The organism is Rhizobium sp. M1, from assembly GCF_002531805.1.
Classification (GTDB): domain Bacteria; phylum Pseudomonadota; class Alphaproteobacteria; order Rhizobiales; family Rhizobiaceae; genus Rhizobium; species Rhizobium etli_C.
On sequence record NZ_NWSW01000019.1, the window covers coordinates 1 to 15,714 of the forward strand.

Consider the following 15,714-nt stretch of genomic DNA (forward strand, 5'->3'; position numbering starts at 1 on the left):
CGGTTGCTGAGGTGCCCCGAAGGGGCCTCGAAGGACGGGGCGGGCGTCAGGGCGAGTGCAATGGCGGCGAAGGGATGCGAGACGCGATGTTGCGGCACGCGCTTCGAGGTTTCGCCTTGCCGGCTGCCAAATCATGAGCACTGGCGACCGTCAATTCCGGCGCCTGCTACGGCGAATAGGCGCTAGCCTGCGGTAAATCCGCGGCCTGTTTTGCTTGATCCGTGCCTCATCGGGACGGTCGGCCTTTAGGGTCGTCACGACTTTGCAGGCGCAGACTCGATCGTAAAAGGTCTGTCCTTCCCAGACGATGAACGGCCAAATCCACCATGCCGTCACCGCCAGTGCCCAGACAAGGTAAGATTTGCCGATGCTATCGTCAGAAGGCACGTATTCGCCGCGGAGCATTCCAAGCAGCGTGTTGAAATCTTCGGTCGGGTAGGCCGGAAGCAGCGAGAGTGCGAAAAGCCCAGCGCTGAAGAGAAGGTTGGGGCTGAATTTCAGAATTTCGCGCTTGAACGCCATGCCGAAATTGAGATTTTCTTCCTTGGCAGTCTGAACCCTTAAAAATACGAGCGCCTTCCCGAAGGTGCGGCGGCCATTGGCGGAAAAGCCAGCGAACGCCAGAGCGATCAGGACCGTGTTGGCTACGCCTCCCATCAGGTTGGAATATGCTGGAATCGGCTTGGTCACGGGATTGTTGTCTGTGTCCAAGGGAATGGACAGCTCCTTCCCCGAAAGCCACAGGTCGGCTTCGGTGAGTGTGCCGGTTCGCAGGTATCTCTGCTTTGCCCCGCCGAATTGCCGGACCTCGCAGATGTCGCTGGTGGCTTCCGGCCAGCCTGCTTCAATTTGCTTCGTAAGCTGATCGGGCAACAAGCCGCTACATTCCGTGGAGGTCCAGCCGGGCAAACGGAAGTCCAGAGGGTAGACCTTCGACATGTAATGGACTGTTATGAGGATGATCAGCTGAAAGAAGATAATGTCGACGGCAAAGGCGGCGAAGCGCCGCCAGAAATGACGGGAAGGCAAATTGTCGATTCGCGGCATTTGCTGTGTCGTGTCCATGTCGCGGTCCTTACGTTGTCTATGCAATCTAATCCAGCGCGCGTGGCCGGGTGGCGAGCCGTCCTGCGACTTGCGGCGATCCGCGTCGCAGGCTGCGTGAGACGATCGGTCATGGGCTGCGGGGCTTGCCGCCAAGCGGCGGCGTGGTAGTTAGGGGCCGCCGGCGTCTCCCCGCCGGATCGGTTTTCCTCCACAGCTCCCGAGTTTCTCCATGCTATTTTCTCCCGCAGCCGTCTGGCCCGTCGTTATGCTGTTTGCCTCCAACATCTTCATGACTTTTGCCTGGTACGGGCATCTCAAGCACAAGAGCAGCGCCATCTTCCTTGCCATCATCGTCAGCTGGGGCATCGCCTTCTTCGAATATTGCCTGGCGGTGCCGGCCAACCGCATCGGCTCGGCGGTCTATACGACGGCGCAGCTGAAGACGATGCAGGAGGTGATCACGCTGATCGTGTTTTCCGGCTTTTCGATCTTCTGGCTCGGCGAGAACCTGACCTGGAACCACGCCATCGGCTTCGCGCTCATCGCAATCGGAGCATCCTTCATCTTTCGGGCCTAATTTGTAGTTTTTTCAATAGATTACAAATTGTCCATGTCTCGATATCGCCGCATTTCCTACAGATTGCCGTCGCAATCGGCTGGCAGCCTATCACTATTCATTGATCAGGAGGTGACCGGCCATGAGCCTCTCTTTTCCGACGATGGCGGCGATCCGGTTCGGCTATGGATTCCGGCCGGGCGAGGCGCTGCCGCAAAGCAAGGATGAGCTGATCGGCCAGCTTTCCATAGGGGCCGCGGCAACGCCGGATTTTCCGCTTGGCGGCCCCGACATGCGTCACCGCGCAATCCTCAGCCTGCAGGAGCAGCTGAAGCAGATCCGCCAGCAGGCGAAGACGACGGAAGACGATCCAGCGCGGCGCGAGATGCGCAAGGGCGTGCAGCGCCAGGCGCAGCAGCAATTCCAGCACGACGCGAACCTGCGACTGATGCAGGCGGTGCTGTCGCCCTACGGCTTCTACGAGCGGCTTTCGACCTTCTGGACCGACCATTTCTCCACCAGCGCCAACAAAAGCCTGCCGATGCGCCTTATCGTGCCGCTCTATGAAGCCGAGGCGATCCGGCCGTTCATATCCGGCAGGTTCGGCGATCTGCTGCGCAGCGCCACGGCCCATCCCGCCATGCTGATCTATCTCGACCAGGCGGATTCGCTCGGGCCGGATTCGCCCGGCGGCATGAAGCGCAACAAGGGACTGAACGAAAATCTCGGCCGCGAACTTCTGGAACTGCACACGCTCGGCGCCGGCAGCGGTTATACCCAGGCGGACGTCACCGCTGCTGCCAAGGTGCTGACGGGGCTCACCATCGACCGCAAGGAGATGGACATCGCCTTCCGGCCGAATATTTCCGAGCCCGGCGCGCATGAGGTGCTCGGCGTCAGCTATGGCGGGCGCAAACGCTCGCGCGACGATTATCTCGACATGCTCGACGACCTCGCCGTTCATCCGAAGACGGCTGCGCATATCAGCCGCAAGCTCGCGGTTCACTTCGTTTCCGATCAGCCCGACGAGGGCATGGTCTCCGACATGGCGGCGGCCTGGAAGAAGACGGATGGCGATCTCACCGCCGTCTACACCGCCATGCTCGACCATCCCGCCGCCTGGCAGAACGAAGGCGCCAAGGCCCGCCAGCCCTTCGATTATGTCGTTGCCGGCCTCAGGGCGCTGAATGCCGGGCCGGTCAACGGCGTCGTCGGCAGCTTCCTGGCCGCCAATCAGCAGGGCACGGATGACGGCGACATGGCGGCGAATACACCCGGCATGGCCGGATCGCCGGTGCCGACGGATCCCGCCGGCGAGGCGAGGGACAAGCGTCTCAAGGCTTTCCGGACGGCGCGGGCGCTGGGGCAGGGAGCGCTGAAGCGCATGGGCCAGCCGACCTGGCTGCCGCCGAGCCCGGCCGGCTTCGAGGAAGGCTTTTCCGCCTGGATCACCGGCAGCCAGCTCGCCGAGCGGCTGGCCTGGGCAAGGCGAGCCGCGGCGCAGTTCGGCCGCGACGAAGACCCGCGCGAATTCCTGAAATTGACGCTTGCCGATGCGGCGCGCGACGAGACGATCCGCGTGGTGTCGCAGGCGCCGAACAAGATCAGCGGGCTGACCCTGGTGCTGGCATCGCCCGAATTCAACCGCCGCTAAGCAGACTTTCGTTGGCAAGCCAACGCTTCCTCTGCTTAGCTCATTTGTATTGTCGCAGGTTCTGACCGGAAAACCGCTGGACACTTTTCCGGAACCTGCTCAGGAGGCCCCGCCCATGACGCTGTCGATGAACAGGATTTCGCTTTCCCGCCGCGGCTTTCTGACCTCTGCCTGCTGTCTTGCCGCCGCGCCCGTCTTCACGCCCGTCACCTTTGCGGCGATGCCCGGTGATAACCGCTTCGTCACCATCGTGCTGCGCGGCGCGATGGACGGGTTGGATCTGGTGCAGCCCTATGGCGATGCCGGCTTTGCGGCGGTCCGGCCGACGCTGGCGCTGACGCCCGAGACCGGGCTTCTCGATCTAGACGGGCATTTCGGGCTTAACCCGGCCGCCGCGGATCTGCTGCCGCTGTGGAAGAGCAAGGAGCTTGCCTTCGTGCACGCCGTCTCGACACCCTATCGTGACCAGCGCAGCCATTTCGACGGGCAGGACATGCTGGAGTCAGGCGGCGAGCATGTCGCCGAGGAAAGGACCGGCTGGCTGAACCGCGCCCTTGCCGTCATTCCGCGCTCGGATGCGCGCAAGGCGATCGACGTCAATACCTCGACGGAACTGATCCTCTCCGGGCCGAACGAGGTCGACGTCTGGGCGTCGGATTCCAACCTGGCGCCGGCGCGTGACGAGATGCAGTTCCTGGCGCGGCTTTATGCCGGCGATCCACCGTTTGCCGCGGCACTCACCGAGGCGACGCGGGCCGATACCGCCTCGATGATGACCGAGCCGGACGGCCAGCGCGGCGCAAAGGTGGCCGATGTGGCGGCACTCGCCGCCAACATGCTGAAGGGTGATTACCGCATCGCCAGCTTCTCGATCTCAGGCTGGGACACGCATATCGGCCAGGCCGGCCAGTTCAAGCGGCCGGCCCAGGATCTGGCGCAGGCGATCAATACGCTGAAGGCGACGCTCGGGCCGGAGATCTGGACGAAGACAGTGGTGCTGGCGATGACCGAATTCGGCCGCACCGTCCGCCAGAACGGCTCGGCCGGCACCGACCACGGCACCGGCGGCTGCGCCCTGCTTGCCGGCGGCGCCATCAATGGCGGCCGCATCCTCGGCAAGTGGCCCGGGCTCGGTGACGGCCAGCTGCTCGACGACCGCGATCTGATGCCGACCGCTGACGTGCGGGAGGTGGCGGCGGCGATGCTCTACCGGCAGTTCGATGTCGGTGTGGACGATCTGACCGGGAAGATCTTTCCGGGGCTGGGGTTCGATAAGGGATCGCAGTTTTTGAAGGTGTGAGTGGGCGGCGATTTTCCTCCTCTTCTGAGTGACAGGCACTGTGAGGAGAGGCGGGGCGGCACGGCACACCGACCAGCCCTCATGGTGAGGAGGCCCGAAGGGCCGTCTCGAACCACGGGGGCGGGTGGCTTGGCGCCATGCCAGCCTTGGCATTTGGCGAAGCGGGTGGCCAGCCCCGTCCTTCGAGGCCCCTGCGGGGCGCCTCAGGATGAGGCTGGAGAGAGGTCGCGGGCTTGAGACGCAGGTCTGTGGAGCAAGGCGCTGCCCAGCCCTTCGCTGGGGCTCACGGCGTTCGTCGCTGCGATCGATTCACTGGATTGATTGCTCGGCTGCGCCCGACCGCTCTGGCCCTTCGCTATGGCTCAGGGCGTTCGGCCCTGCGATCGATTCACTGGATCGATCGCTCCCGCTTCGCGGGACCGGGCCTCACTCCAATACATCATAAAGCCGGAAGATGAAGCTCACCTGGTAGAGCAGGTTGGCGATGATGAAGACGGTGTGGAAGCGGCGGCTGGGGGTCCAGGCGGCGATGGCGCAGAGGAGGATGTAGGCGATGTTGCGGGCGGGATATTCCCAGCCGAGGGAGAGGATGCGTTCCGGTCCCTTGATCGCCGTGTCGAGGATGTCGACGGCATAGATCAGGCCGAGGATGCCGAAGAACCATTTGCGACGGGAAATGAAATATTCCTCGTAGCCGCCATATTCGTCGAGTGATGCCGGAAAGAGCAGGGCGCAGAGCAGGAAGAACAGGCCGCAGAAGCAGACGAGGAAGAGATAGATGCCGAAGCCGATGGCGGGGACCGCCTGCAGGCGATATTCCCACCACCAGATGTGAATGATGAACAGGAACAGGGACAGCGCCCAGCCGAGATGGACCGGATAGACTTTTGCCTTGGCGGGATGCTGGACGATGCCGGCAACGCCGGTCAGAAGCCGTGCAAGGGAAAGGCTGATGACCATGCCCATCACCACCTTGATGTGAAGGAAGACCTCGGGCGAGCTGACCGTTTCCATCCCTATCCCTCGGGTTTCAGCGCGTCACTCGGCGGGGACGGCCTTCGGCTTGCCCTCTTCGTCGAGCGCCACCATGATGAAGGTGCCGGCGGTGACTTTTTCCATCTTTGCGTAGCGGGCGCGATGCGCCCAGGCTTCGACGATGAGCGTGATCGAGGTGCGGCCGACGCGCTCGATATCGGTGAAGACGGACAGCGTATCGCCGATCTTGACCGGAAGCTCGAAGGCCATCTCCTTGACGGCGGCGGTGACGACGCGGCCCCTGGCGCGCTCGGCGGCGCGGATGCCGGATGCAAGGTCCATCTGCGCCATGACCCAGCCGCCGAAGATATCGCCGGCCGGATTGGCATCGCCGGGCATGGCGAGCGTGCGCAGCGTCAGTTCGCCTCTTGGTTTGGCGGCATCGGTCATCAAGGGTTCTCCATCTGATGTTGGGCATGGGGCCGGCGATTCATCGAGATCACCCTAGTGCATGATCGCGAGCCGTGTCAGCGGTTTTCCCAGAGTCGACAGAAAAGTTCGCAGTCACATTCTAGAGGACATCGCTTGCGGAAAATAATGGGCAATGCCGATCTAATTTCCATTCCATTTCAATAGGTTGAATTTTACAACCAACACCTCTCCTTACGTTACTTAAGTCGATGCTAAATAAGCTTTACGCTCCAGTAATTCCGGTGGTGCAGAATGAGACAGATCTCTCATAAGAATCGCCGGGAACCTCATGCGCAACGTCAAGATTTCCACCCGTCTTTATTGCCTCGTCGGCTTCACGCTTGCCGTGCTCGCGGCGACGATGGTCTTCTTTCTGAACTATTCCTATTCCGAGCTGGAAGAGGAGCGGAAGGCAGGCCTGGCGCAGCTCGATGCGACAGCGCTCGGCATCTTCGACAAATATTACAAGATGGAGCAGGCGGGTACGATGACCCGCGAGCAGGCCCAGACGGCGGCCAAGGACGTGATCGGCGCGATGCGCTACGGCGCAGACGGCTATTTCTGGATCAACGACATGCATCCCAAGATGGTGATGCACCCGATCAAGCCGGCGCTAAACGGCACCGATATCTCCCAGATGAAGGATCCGAACGGCAAGTTCCTGTTCGTCGAGTTCGTCAACAAGGTGAAGAAGGACGGCAAGGGCTTCGTCGATTACTACTGGCCGAAGCCGGGCGCCGATGAGCCGGTGCTGAAATATTCTTATGTCGCCGGTTTCGAGCCCTGGGGCTGGATCGTCGGCACCGGCGTCTATGGCGACGACCTTGCGGCGCTCTATCGCCAGAATGCGATGTGGGCCGCCGTGGTTTGCCTGATCGGCGCGCTGGCGACGATCGCGATCGCCTTCGCCATCGTGCGCAGCGTGACGGCGCCGATCGCGCGGCTGAAGACGGCGATGAATGCGATCGCCGCCGAAGAAGCATCGGTGGAGATTGCCGGCAGCGAGTGCCGCGACGAAGTGGGCCAGATGGCCAAGGTGCTACTGGTGCTTCGCGATTCCGTCGATGAGCGCAGCGCGTTGCGCGGCCGGGAAGACGAGAGGCAGCGGCAGATCGAAGAAGAGCGCCGCGGCAACGAGGCGAGCCTGCGTTCTGCTTCCGACCGCCAGACCCATGCGATGCAGGCGCTCGGCGTCGGCCTCGAAAAGCTCGCGGGCGGCGATCTGACGGTTGCGATCGGCGATATCGGCGAGGATTACGCCAAGCTCAGGAATGATTTCAACGCGGCCGTCGATGCGCTGAACGGCGTCATCCACGCGATTGCCGAATCGAGCCGGGTGGTCAATGACAGCGCCTCCGACATCAGTGAGGCGACCGGCAACCTGTCGAAACGGACGGAGCAGCAGGCGGCGGCTCTCGAAGAGACGGCCGCAGCCCTCGACGAGATCACCGCGACGGTCAAGACGGCATCGGAGCGGGCGAACGAGGCGCGCGAGATGGTGGCCGAGACCAAGGCGAGCGCCGGACGCTCCGGCGAGATCGTCCGTAATGCGGTGACGGCGATGGGCCGGATCGAGGAATCCTCAAGCCGCATCAACCAGATCATCTCGGTCATCGACGAGATCGCCTTCCAGACCAACCTTCTGGCGCTCAATGCCGGCGTGGAAGCGGCGCGGGCCGGCGAGGCGGGCCGCGGCTTTGCCGTCGTTGCCCAGGAAGTGCGCGAGCTTGCGCAGCGCTCGGCCAACGCCGCCAAGGAGATCAAGGAACTGATCAGCCGGTCGGCGACCGAAGTCGAGGGCGGGGTGGCGCTGGTGCGCTCGACGGGCGATGCGCTGTTGGAAATCGAGGCCTTGGTCAATCAGGTCAACGATCACGTCGCCTCGATCGCGACGGCGGCGCGCGAGCAGTCGACCGGACTCAACGAGATCAACAGCTCCGTCAACCACATGGACCAGATGACGCAGCAGAACGCGGCGATGGTCGAGGAGACGACGGCGGCAAGCCGCACGCTCGCCGACGAAAGCACCCAGTTGAAGACGCTGCTTGCGAATTTCCGCCTGCGCGGAGCGGAGCAGCAGCGGGATGCCCGTTACACACGGGCAGCGTGAGTTCGGCAGCAGTTGGAAGGCGGCGAAAGCCGCCTTTTCCAATCCCGTCGCGTCCAGATTGTGCCGGTAAGTTTTCGTTCACCGTTTTTAATTAAAATTGGACCGAGTTTTTTCGGTCACTCTGCGGCCGGCCCACGGAAGCGATAAGAGTATGGCGTTTGTTTCCTTTCCTCGGCGAGCCTTCCTGCCCGTGCTGCTGTCAGCGGCGCTGACGACCTGTTCGATCAGCGACGGACTGGTGCCGCCGGCCAATGTCGACAACGGTACCAGGGTCAGTTCGATTTCGCCGTCACGGGGTGCCGCGCGCATGGCGCCGGCCGTGCGCATGGCGCCGGTGGAAAGCCAGGCGTCCTATCCGGTTTCCGGCGCCCCGGTCGGCAACACGCAAGGTTCGGTCGATTATCTCGATACGCCGAACCTCGCCGGTACCGGCCATGCAGCTCGCGCGCCGGAGACGCAGGGGCGAAAACTGCCGATGATCGACAGTGACGAGGCGATGGCGGCCGGCCAGCCGAGCGGCAACTGGGGCGGCACGCAGAACCTCGCCGTCCCGTCCGGCGGCGTCAACATGGATGATGAGCTCGGAGCAGAGCCCGTCGTCGGACTGGCGCAGGAGCAACAGCAGCAGATCGCCGAGGGCAACGCCAGCGAGCCGGTCGTTGACGGCATCGGCACCGACAATCCGATGCAGCTCAACCAACCGATGCGCCAACCTGCGCCGCAGGCAGTGCCGCAGCCGGCGGCGCAGGCTGAAATGAGCCGGGCGCCCACCTGGAGCGACGGCAGCCCGGTCACGGCGCCATCCCGCGTTCCTGAGGAGGACGAGGCCGAGGAAGTGGCGATGCTGCGGCCGAACAATCCGATGATGAGCGAGCCCGCCGCACCGGTCGACCCGAGCGTCATGCCGGCTTCCGAGCTTGCCTGCCGGCGCGAACTGAAGCGCATGGGCGTGCTCTTCGACGAAAAGCCGCCGATCTCGAACGGACCGGCCTGCCAGGTGCCTTATCCGGTATCGCTGAAGGGACTTTCCGGCAATATCGGCGTGAGGCCGGCCGTGACGCTGAACTGCCAGGTGACGCTCGCCTTCGCCAAATGGGTGAAGAACGAGCTGGCGCCGTCGGCCCGCTACCGCTACTGGAGCGGCATCAGAACGATCCAACCGCTCGGCGGCTATTCCTGCCGGCGCATGAACAACAGTCGTCAGCGATACAATCCGATGTCGGAACACGCCCGCGGCAACGCCATCGACGTCGGCAAGTTCGTGCTGAAGAACGGCCATGAGATCGACGTGCGCAAGAAGGGGCTGTTCTCGCTGCGCGAGGGCCGGCTGCTGAAGGCGGTACGCACCGATAGCTGCCGCTACTTCAACACGGTGCTCGGGCCGGGCAGCAACCCGGAACACTGGAACCACTTCCACTTCGATCTGCGCTCACGCAAGAGCGGCAAGGTCTATTGCGACTGAGCCTGTCGCATTGAGGGGCAGAGGCGCAGTCACGCGCCATGAAATCCACCGGCAGAAAAGGGTTCATCCCCGTCGCCGGGCGCGCTATAGATCGGCGAGGCGGATTGCCGTTTGAGAGTTTGATCCATGAGCTATGAATTTCATGTCGGCCAGAAGGTGGTCTGCATCAACGACACCTTCAAGCATGTCAGCATCGACCAGCTGATCCGCAAGGGCGAGATCTATACGATCCGCTGGGTCGGCGAATATACCCATTATGTCGACGGCACCTTCATCGGCGTGAAGCTCGCGGAAATCCATCGCGGCAATGACGACGGGCCGGAAGGTTACGGTGCGGCCGACATGCCCTATCGCGCGACGCGCTTCCGGCCGCTGGTGAAGGACAAGATCGCATCGTTGCGCAAGCTTCTGGCTCCGACGCCCGATGCGCCGGCCGAGCCGAAGGAAAAGGTCAGGAAGAAAGAGAAGGTCTGAGGCCGCTCTGTCCCGGCCGGCCGCGTTCCTGAAAGGCGGCGATCCGATCAGGCCGTCTTCCTGCTGAGGAACAGCCCGGTCTCCTTGCTGACATCGAGCGCGCCGCTGCCTTGCCTGAAGGCATCGGCGATCGCCCGGCGGAAACCGCTGAGCTGAGGCTCGCCGGCGCCTTCGCCGGGCGGATAGGAGGTCAGGGCCAGGAAGACATCTTCGGGCTCGGTGATCCGCATGCTTGCCGGATACTGCGACATGGCGACGTTTCCGAATTGCGTCCGCATCATTTGCTCGGCGGCGTCATATCCAAAGGCTACGGCGGCCGGATCGGTCGGCGCGCTGCCGAAGACGGTCGTCAGGCGATAGATCTCGCGCATATTGCCGATGCCGTTGGTGGTGACCGCGAGAAAGCCGCCCGGTTTCAGCACCCTCGCCATCTCCGCGATGCCGGCGGCGGGGTCGGGCAGGTGATAGAGCATATGCATGGCGATCACGAGATCGAAGGCGCCGTCTTCGAAGGGAAGAGCGGCGGCATCGGCCCGGCAGCCTCGAACGGAACCGAAGGGCAGTGCGCCGCAGCGCGCCACTGCCTCGTCGACCATGCCTGGCGAAAGGTCGGCGAGCGTCAGCTGCAGATTCTCCGGCAGCAGACCTGCCGTTGCCGCCCAGAACCATGCCGGCCCGCAGCCGACGTCGAGGACGCGATCTGCCGGTTTCAAAGGCAGCTGCGCGGCAACCCATGGAAACCAGCCCGTTTCGGCGATGGTATATTCGGTATGGAGCCTGGCGCGGGCGGCGAGCTTGCGGCTGTCGCCATATTGTCCCGCATTGCCTTCGGTTATGGAGGACATCTCAACTCTCCGTCTTCCTCGTGAAGCCCCGAGCCTCGAGGCAAGCCTATAGGGGGCCTCCTTTCCGGACAAGACGTGAATGCGCAACCGGTCGAGCCTGCCTGGGCGGCTGGCTAAAGTCTTTCAAAAAATAAATCGTATCCGATTAAATCGGAATAGTGTTGACATCGAATTTGGTTCGGCATATTAACGCGCATCCGATTTAATCGGATACGTTAGTAACCATCAACCGAAAGGATACGACAATGACTGAGAAGGTTCTTTTCGCCGGCAAGACCCACATCGCCGGCGGTCACAACGGCTATGCACGCAGCAGCGACGGCACGCTCGACATCAAGCTGCCGCAGCCGCACCCGGCGGCCGAAAACCTGTTCGGCGCCGCCTGGTCGGCCTGCTATATCGGCGCCATCGAGCTCGCCGCCGCGCAGCGGAAGATCACCTTGCCAGCCGGGCCCGAGGTCGATGCCGAGATTACGCTCAACGGCGATAACGGCTCCTACTTCCTGCGTGCACGGCTCAATGTCAGCCTTGCAGACATCGACCGCGAGATCGCGCAGGAACTGATCGAGGCGGCCCACGGCATCTGCCCTTACTCCAAGGCGGTCCACGGCAATATCGACGTCGAAACCAAGCTTATCTGACCAGGAAGGGCCGGCCTCGCGCCGTCACCTTCAAGCGGGGGTCTGCCGATCGGCGGCAGACCCGCTTCTGAGCCAGCAGCCAAACCTGCCGATCCGGAGAACATGCCATGATCAACAGCCACGCGGAGCCGCGCCGGGCCTATGACGAGTTTTCGCTGGTGCTCGATCCCGATGTCTACGAGCCGTTGCCTGACGATTGGCTGATCGGCATCACCGATGTCGTCAACTCGACCGCGGCAATCCGATCGGGACGCTATGAAGACGTCAATTATGCCGGCGCATCGATCATCGCCGCCCTCGGCAATGCCTGGGGTTCGTTCGATTTTCCCTTCGTGTTTCGCGGAGACGGAGCAGCCTTCGCCTTGCCGGCGACCGGCATCATGGCGGCGACATCGGCCTTGCGTGACGTCGCGGGCTTCGCCAAAGCCGAGCTTCATCTCGACTTGCGTGTCGGGCTCGTCACCGTCGGCGCAATCCGTGCCAACGGGCGCGACGTCAGGATCGCGCGCTACGCCGCTTCCGAGAACGCGACCTATGCGATGTTTGCCGGAGGCGGGCTCAAATGGGCGGAGCAGCAGATCAAGAATGGCCGCTTTCTGGTCAAACCCGGCCGTTATGCGATGAGGCCTGACCTGACGGGCTTGAGCTGCGACTGGGCGCCGTTCCCGAGCCAGCGCGGCGAGATCCTGTCATTGTTGGTCGAGCCACGCGACCACACGCGCCCGGAGGTCTTTGCGGCGCTGGCAAGACGCGTGCTCGCGGTTTTCGATGCCGCGCCGCGCCGGTCTCATCCGCTTTCCGGACGGACGGGTATGGCAAGAGAGAAGCAGGTCAGCGCGAAACGCTGGTCGGAGGTCGCCTCCAATTCGGATTTCCGCAAGTTCGACGACGGCCTGCGCCTGACGCTGGACTGCGCGCCGGACCAGATCGACAGCGTCGAAGCCATGCTCATTGCAGCGCGGGCGCGCGGTGAGATCGACTTCGGGCTGCACCGCCAGTCTCACGCGCTGATGACCTGCCTCGTACCATCGGGGCGGCCGGATTCGCATCTGCATTTCCTCGATGGAATGGGCGGCGGTTACGCGAAAGCGGCCGAGATGATGGAGGAGGGCGCGCTTGGCGAGGTTCGGCAGCGTGCGCTGTAGGCGTGGCGCTGCTTCTCGCGTCATCATGCCTGGTTGTTCGTCTTCGGTCTGAGCAGGTTTAAGAGCATTTCACCAAGCTGAGGCGGCGCCAGTTCGGTTTCGCATTCAATCTCCGCGGCGGTAAACCATCTGAGCGCCGTGTGTTCATCGCCGATAAGTCGCGGAGAGTCCTGCCATCGGTCGACGTGATAGACATGGAAGGTGGCGGATGCCCCGGGCGGGCTTTCCGAAACGAACTTTCCGGCCAACAGCCAGTGCTGCGGCGTCACGCCGATTTCTTCCAGCAATTCCCGGGGCAGTGCTGTCTCGGCGTCTTCGCCATCTTCGACGTGACCGCCCGGCAGGCTCCACCGATCCGGGTGTGTCCTGCGCTCCGAACTCCGCCTGGCGAGAAGAACGCTCCCATTCCCAATCAATGCGCCGATTGCGATCTCGGGCATGTCACCAGGTGCCGACATGTGCCGCGATCATGATTTTTGCGGTTCCGCCTGCGCCCGCAGCAGGTTGTCGCGCAGCCGCGTCACCGATTTCTGCACGACGGGGAAATCGTCGCCGAGGCCGACGGCGTCGATCAGGGCGGAGCCGGGATCGGTTTCGAGAAGATCGCGCCCCGCTGGCGTCAGGCTGACACGCACCTGCCGTTCGTCGGCGGAATCGCGATGGCGGGTGATAAAGCCGGCCGACTCCAGTTTCTTGAGGATGGGCGTCAGCGTGTTGGATTCAAGGAACAGTTTTTCACCCAGCATGCTGACCGTCTGGTCGTCCTCCTCGGAGAGGGCCACCATGGCGATATATTGGGTGTAGGTCAGGCCGAGCGCGTCCAGGATCGGCTTGTAGGCGCGGCCGAAGGCGAGATTGGCCGAATAGACCGCGAAGCACAGGAAGGTCGAAAGCTTGCGGACCTCACCGCCACTCCGCGGAGAGGCGGATGCAGACTGTTTTGCGGCTTTGGACGTGTGCATGGGTCTATCCTGTCTCGGTTGCTACTGCAATTATATATATCGCATCCGATTAAATCGCAATGGTGACGGGGTGATTTCAGGTGACCGCCCCGGCCGTCGCCTACAGCAGAGCTGCCGGCCAGATTCGGCGTCGGACATATCAGCCGAATTTTTCAGCACGTCCAAGTCCTTGGGCGCGGGAGACCCACTTTAGGTTCGTCTGGAGTCAATCCACAGCGCAGACGCGCCGTGGCTGGATTCCTGTGACAAGCACAGGAATGACGGAGGGTTGGAGGCCAGTCTGCTCCATCGGCCTTCGGCCCGCGTAGCCTTGCGGCGAGAGCAGATGGGCAAGTAGCCGCCACATAGCCTTGCATGGCCGGTGCTTTCACGCGACAAAGTCCGGATGAGCATTCCCGCGATACATCCTTTCGCCTTCGATCCCACTTACGGCATGCAGCTCGACGAGCTGCTTGCGGTCGAGCCGCCGGAGGAGCCGGATGGTTTCGACGCTTTCTGGGAGGCGCGGTATCAAAAGGCGCTGACGGTCGATCCGCAGCCGGCGCTTTCCCGCAGCGAGATCACCCATCCCGACTGGCACGTGCTCGACCTCGTCTATCTCTCCACCGATGCGTTCCGGATCGGCGGCTGGCTGCTGCTGCCGCGCGAGGGGGAGGTGCGGCGCGGCCTGGTTGTCGGGCATGGTTACGGCGGACGCGAGCGTCCGGATTTCGACCTACCGGTCACCGAAACCGCGCTCATCTTTCCCTGCTGCCGCGGGCTGTCGCTCAGCGCCCATCCGCCGATTTCCGAGAACCCTTCCTGGCATGTGCTGCACGATATCGACAAGAAGGACTCCTATATCATCGGCGGCTGCGTCGAGGATATCTGGCTTGCCGTCTCGACGCTCGCTGCGCTCTATCCCTGGCTATCAGGGCATATCGGCTATAGCGGCATCAGCTTCGGCGGCGGTGTCGGGGCGATGGCGATCGCCTATGACGACCGCATCGACCGCGGGCATCTCGCGCTTCCGAGCTTCGGGCACCAGCCGCTGCGCCTCAAGCTGCCGAGCGTCGGCAGCGCCCAATCGGTGCAGGAATATCAGGCGGAACATGCAAACGTGCTGGAGACGCTGCGCTTCTTCGATGCGGCGACGGCCGCGAGGCGGATCAGGGTGCCGATGCTGACGGCGGTAGCGCTTTTCGATCCTTCGGTCGCGCCGCCCTGCCAGTTCGCTGTCGCCAATTCGATACCGAAATTTAATGAAATCTTCATCCTGGACGCCGGGCATTTCGACTACCCTGGAAGTGCTGAGCAAGAGGCGGTTCTCCGCGACAAGATCGGACAGTTTTTCAGGGTGTCATGAACCGCGAATATCTGCGCTGGTACAGTCAGCGTCTGCATCGAGACATGGAGATGCTGGTGTTCGGCCATGCCGGCGCCAAGGTGCTGGTCTTTCCGACGCGGGAAGGGTGCTTTTTCGAATATGAGCAGCTCGGCCTGGTCGCAAGCCTTGCAGACAAGCTGCAGGCCGGCCATCTCCAGCTCTATTGCATCGAGGGCCTGGCGGCAGACAGCCTCTACGGTTTCCACCGCCATCCGGCCGAGCGTATTCGCCGGCATGCGGCGCTGGAGGATTATATCCTCAACGAGGTGCTGCCGCTGATGGCGGCGAAGAATTCGCATGACTGCACCATTGTGCATGGATGCAGCCTCGGCGCCTTCCAGGCGGCGAGCCTCGTCTTCCGTCACCCGCATCTCTTCCGCAAGCTCGTCGCCTTTTCCGGGCGCTACGACCTGACGATGAAGGTGGAATCCTTCGGCGACCTGTTCGACGGCTATTACGACGACAGCGTTTATTTCCACACGCCAACACATTTCCTGCCCGGCCTCGGCGCCGACTGGCGGCTCGACAGGCTGCGCGAGATCGACATCGTGCTGACCATCGGCGATGCCGATCCCTTCCTCGACAACAACCGCTATCTCAGCCGCTTGCTGGGCGAGAAGAATATCCGCCATCAGCTGCATGTCTGGGATGGCCGCGCCCATCGCGCCGGCGCCTGGCGGAGGATGGCGCCGCTTTATATCTGAGA

The 15,714-nt window shown here is 62.9% G+C and carries 16 protein-coding genes; 10 read left to right on the top strand and 6 right to left on the bottom strand.

All coding sequences use genetic code 11. The annotated features are described in order from the left end of the window. Positions 1 to 150 precede the first annotated feature (150 nt). The gene (locus CO655_RS19150; protein WP_097665962.1) at positions 151 to 1,065 is read right to left on the bottom strand and encodes an RDD family protein; all 915 of its coding nucleotides are present in this window, start codon (positions 1,063 to 1,065) and stop codon (positions 151 to 153) included. Between the two features lie 211 nt (positions 1,066 to 1,276). On the opposite strand from CO655_RS19150, the gene CO655_RS19155 reads away from it, so the two are divergent. The 3 genes from CO655_RS19155 to CO655_RS19165 all read left to right on the top strand — a co-directional run bounded on the left by CO655_RS19155 (position 1,277) and on the right by CO655_RS19165 (position 4,557). Beyond that, positions 1,277 to 1,624 (top strand): DMT family protein, encoded by a 348-nt coding sequence (locus CO655_RS19155; RefSeq protein WP_010028099.1) that lies wholly within the window; start codon positions 1,277 to 1,279, stop codon positions 1,622 to 1,624. Positions 1,625 to 1,745: 121 nt separating this feature from the next. Continuing rightward, positions 1,746 to 3,257: a DUF1800 domain-containing protein gene (locus CO655_RS19160; protein ID WP_097665964.1), complete on the top strand. Its 1,512-nt coding sequence runs from the start codon at positions 1,746 to 1,748 to the stop codon at positions 3,255 to 3,257. A 115-nt stretch (positions 3,258 to 3,372) separates the two neighbouring features. After that, positions 3,373 to 4,557, top strand: a complete 1,185-nt coding sequence (locus CO655_RS19165; RefSeq protein WP_097665966.1) for a DUF1501 domain-containing protein — start codon at positions 3,373 to 3,375, stop codon at positions 4,555 to 4,557. Positions 4,558 to 4,983: 426 nt separating this feature from the next. On the opposite strand, the gene CO655_RS19170 is transcribed toward CO655_RS19165, so the two are convergent. Both CO655_RS19170 and CO655_RS19175 read right to left on the bottom strand, forming a co-directional pair. After that, complete coding sequence (locus tag CO655_RS19170) at positions 4,984 to 5,571, bottom strand: hypothetical protein (RefSeq protein WP_097605336.1); 588 nt, start codon at positions 5,569 to 5,571, stop codon at positions 4,984 to 4,986. A 24-nt stretch (positions 5,572 to 5,595) separates the two neighbouring features. Further along, positions 5,596 to 5,982 (bottom strand): acyl-CoA thioesterase, encoded by a 387-nt coding sequence (locus CO655_RS19175; protein WP_097605335.1) that lies wholly within the window; start codon positions 5,980 to 5,982, stop codon positions 5,596 to 5,598. A 310-nt stretch (positions 5,983 to 6,292) separates the two neighbouring features. Between CO655_RS19175 and CO655_RS19180 the strand changes: the two genes are divergently transcribed. The 3 genes from CO655_RS19180 (at position 6,293) to CO655_RS19190 (ending at position 10,049) form a co-directional block, all read left to right on the top strand. Then, positions 6,293 to 8,113 (top strand): methyl-accepting chemotaxis protein, encoded by a 1,821-nt coding sequence (locus CO655_RS19180; RefSeq protein WP_097605334.1) that lies wholly within the window; start codon positions 6,293 to 6,295, stop codon positions 8,111 to 8,113. Between the two features lie 151 nt (positions 8,114 to 8,264). After that, entirely contained in the window at positions 8,265 to 9,575 is a 1,311-nt protein-coding gene (locus tag CO655_RS19185) for an extensin family protein (RefSeq protein ID WP_097605333.1), read from the top strand. A 126-nt stretch (positions 9,576 to 9,701) separates the two neighbouring features. Further along, a complete protein-coding gene (locus CO655_RS19190) occupies positions 9,702 to 10,049 on the top strand; it encodes a hypothetical protein (protein WP_010030441.1) in 348 nt (115 codons plus the stop codon). Positions 10,050 to 10,096: 47 nt separating this feature from the next. On the opposite strand, the gene CO655_RS19195 is transcribed toward CO655_RS19190, so the two are convergent. Further along, the gene (locus CO655_RS19195; RefSeq protein WP_097665968.1) at positions 10,097 to 10,894 is read right to left on the bottom strand and encodes a class I SAM-dependent methyltransferase; all 798 of its coding nucleotides are present in this window, start codon (positions 10,892 to 10,894) and stop codon (positions 10,097 to 10,099) included. A gap of 245 nt (positions 10,895 to 11,139) precedes the next feature. On the opposite strand from CO655_RS19195, the gene CO655_RS19200 reads away from it, so the two are divergent. Next, the gene (locus CO655_RS19200) at positions 11,140 to 11,535 is read left to right on the top strand and encodes an Ohr family peroxiredoxin (RefSeq protein ID WP_097605331.1); all 396 of its coding nucleotides are present in this window, start codon (positions 11,140 to 11,142) and stop codon (positions 11,533 to 11,535) included. A 107-nt stretch (positions 11,536 to 11,642) separates the two neighbouring features. Continuing rightward, positions 11,643 to 12,680 carry a DUF3095 family protein gene (locus CO655_RS19205; RefSeq protein WP_097665970.1) on the top strand — a complete coding sequence of 346 codons (1,038 nt, stop codon included), beginning with the start codon at positions 11,643 to 11,645 and terminating at the stop codon, positions 12,678 to 12,680. Between the two features lie 23 nt (positions 12,681 to 12,703). Here the strand turns inward: CO655_RS19205 and CO655_RS19210 are convergent, their stop codons facing one another. Both CO655_RS19210 and CO655_RS19215 read right to left on the bottom strand, forming a co-directional pair. Continuing rightward, positions 12,704 to 13,120, bottom strand: coding sequence for an NUDIX domain-containing protein (locus CO655_RS19210; protein WP_010029100.1), 417 nt, complete (start codon positions 13,118 to 13,120; stop codon positions 12,704 to 12,706). A gap of 27 nt (positions 13,121 to 13,147) precedes the next feature. Then, positions 13,148 to 13,642, bottom strand: a complete 495-nt coding sequence (locus CO655_RS19215) for a MarR family transcriptional regulator (protein WP_097665972.1) — start codon at positions 13,640 to 13,642, stop codon at positions 13,148 to 13,150. A 385-nt stretch (positions 13,643 to 14,027) separates the two neighbouring features. Between CO655_RS19215 and CO655_RS19220 the strand changes: the two genes are divergently transcribed. Further along, the gene (locus CO655_RS19220; protein WP_097605329.1) at positions 14,028 to 14,987 is read left to right on the top strand and encodes an acetylxylan esterase; all 960 of its coding nucleotides are present in this window, start codon (positions 14,028 to 14,030) and stop codon (positions 14,985 to 14,987) included. Beyond that, complete coding sequence (locus CO655_RS19225; protein ID WP_097665974.1) at positions 14,984 to 15,712, top strand: alpha/beta hydrolase-fold protein; 729 nt, start codon at positions 14,984 to 14,986, stop codon at positions 15,710 to 15,712. The genes CO655_RS19220 and CO655_RS19225 overlap by 4 nt, the downstream gene beginning before the upstream one ends. Positions 15,713 to 15,714 lie beyond the last annotated feature (2 nt).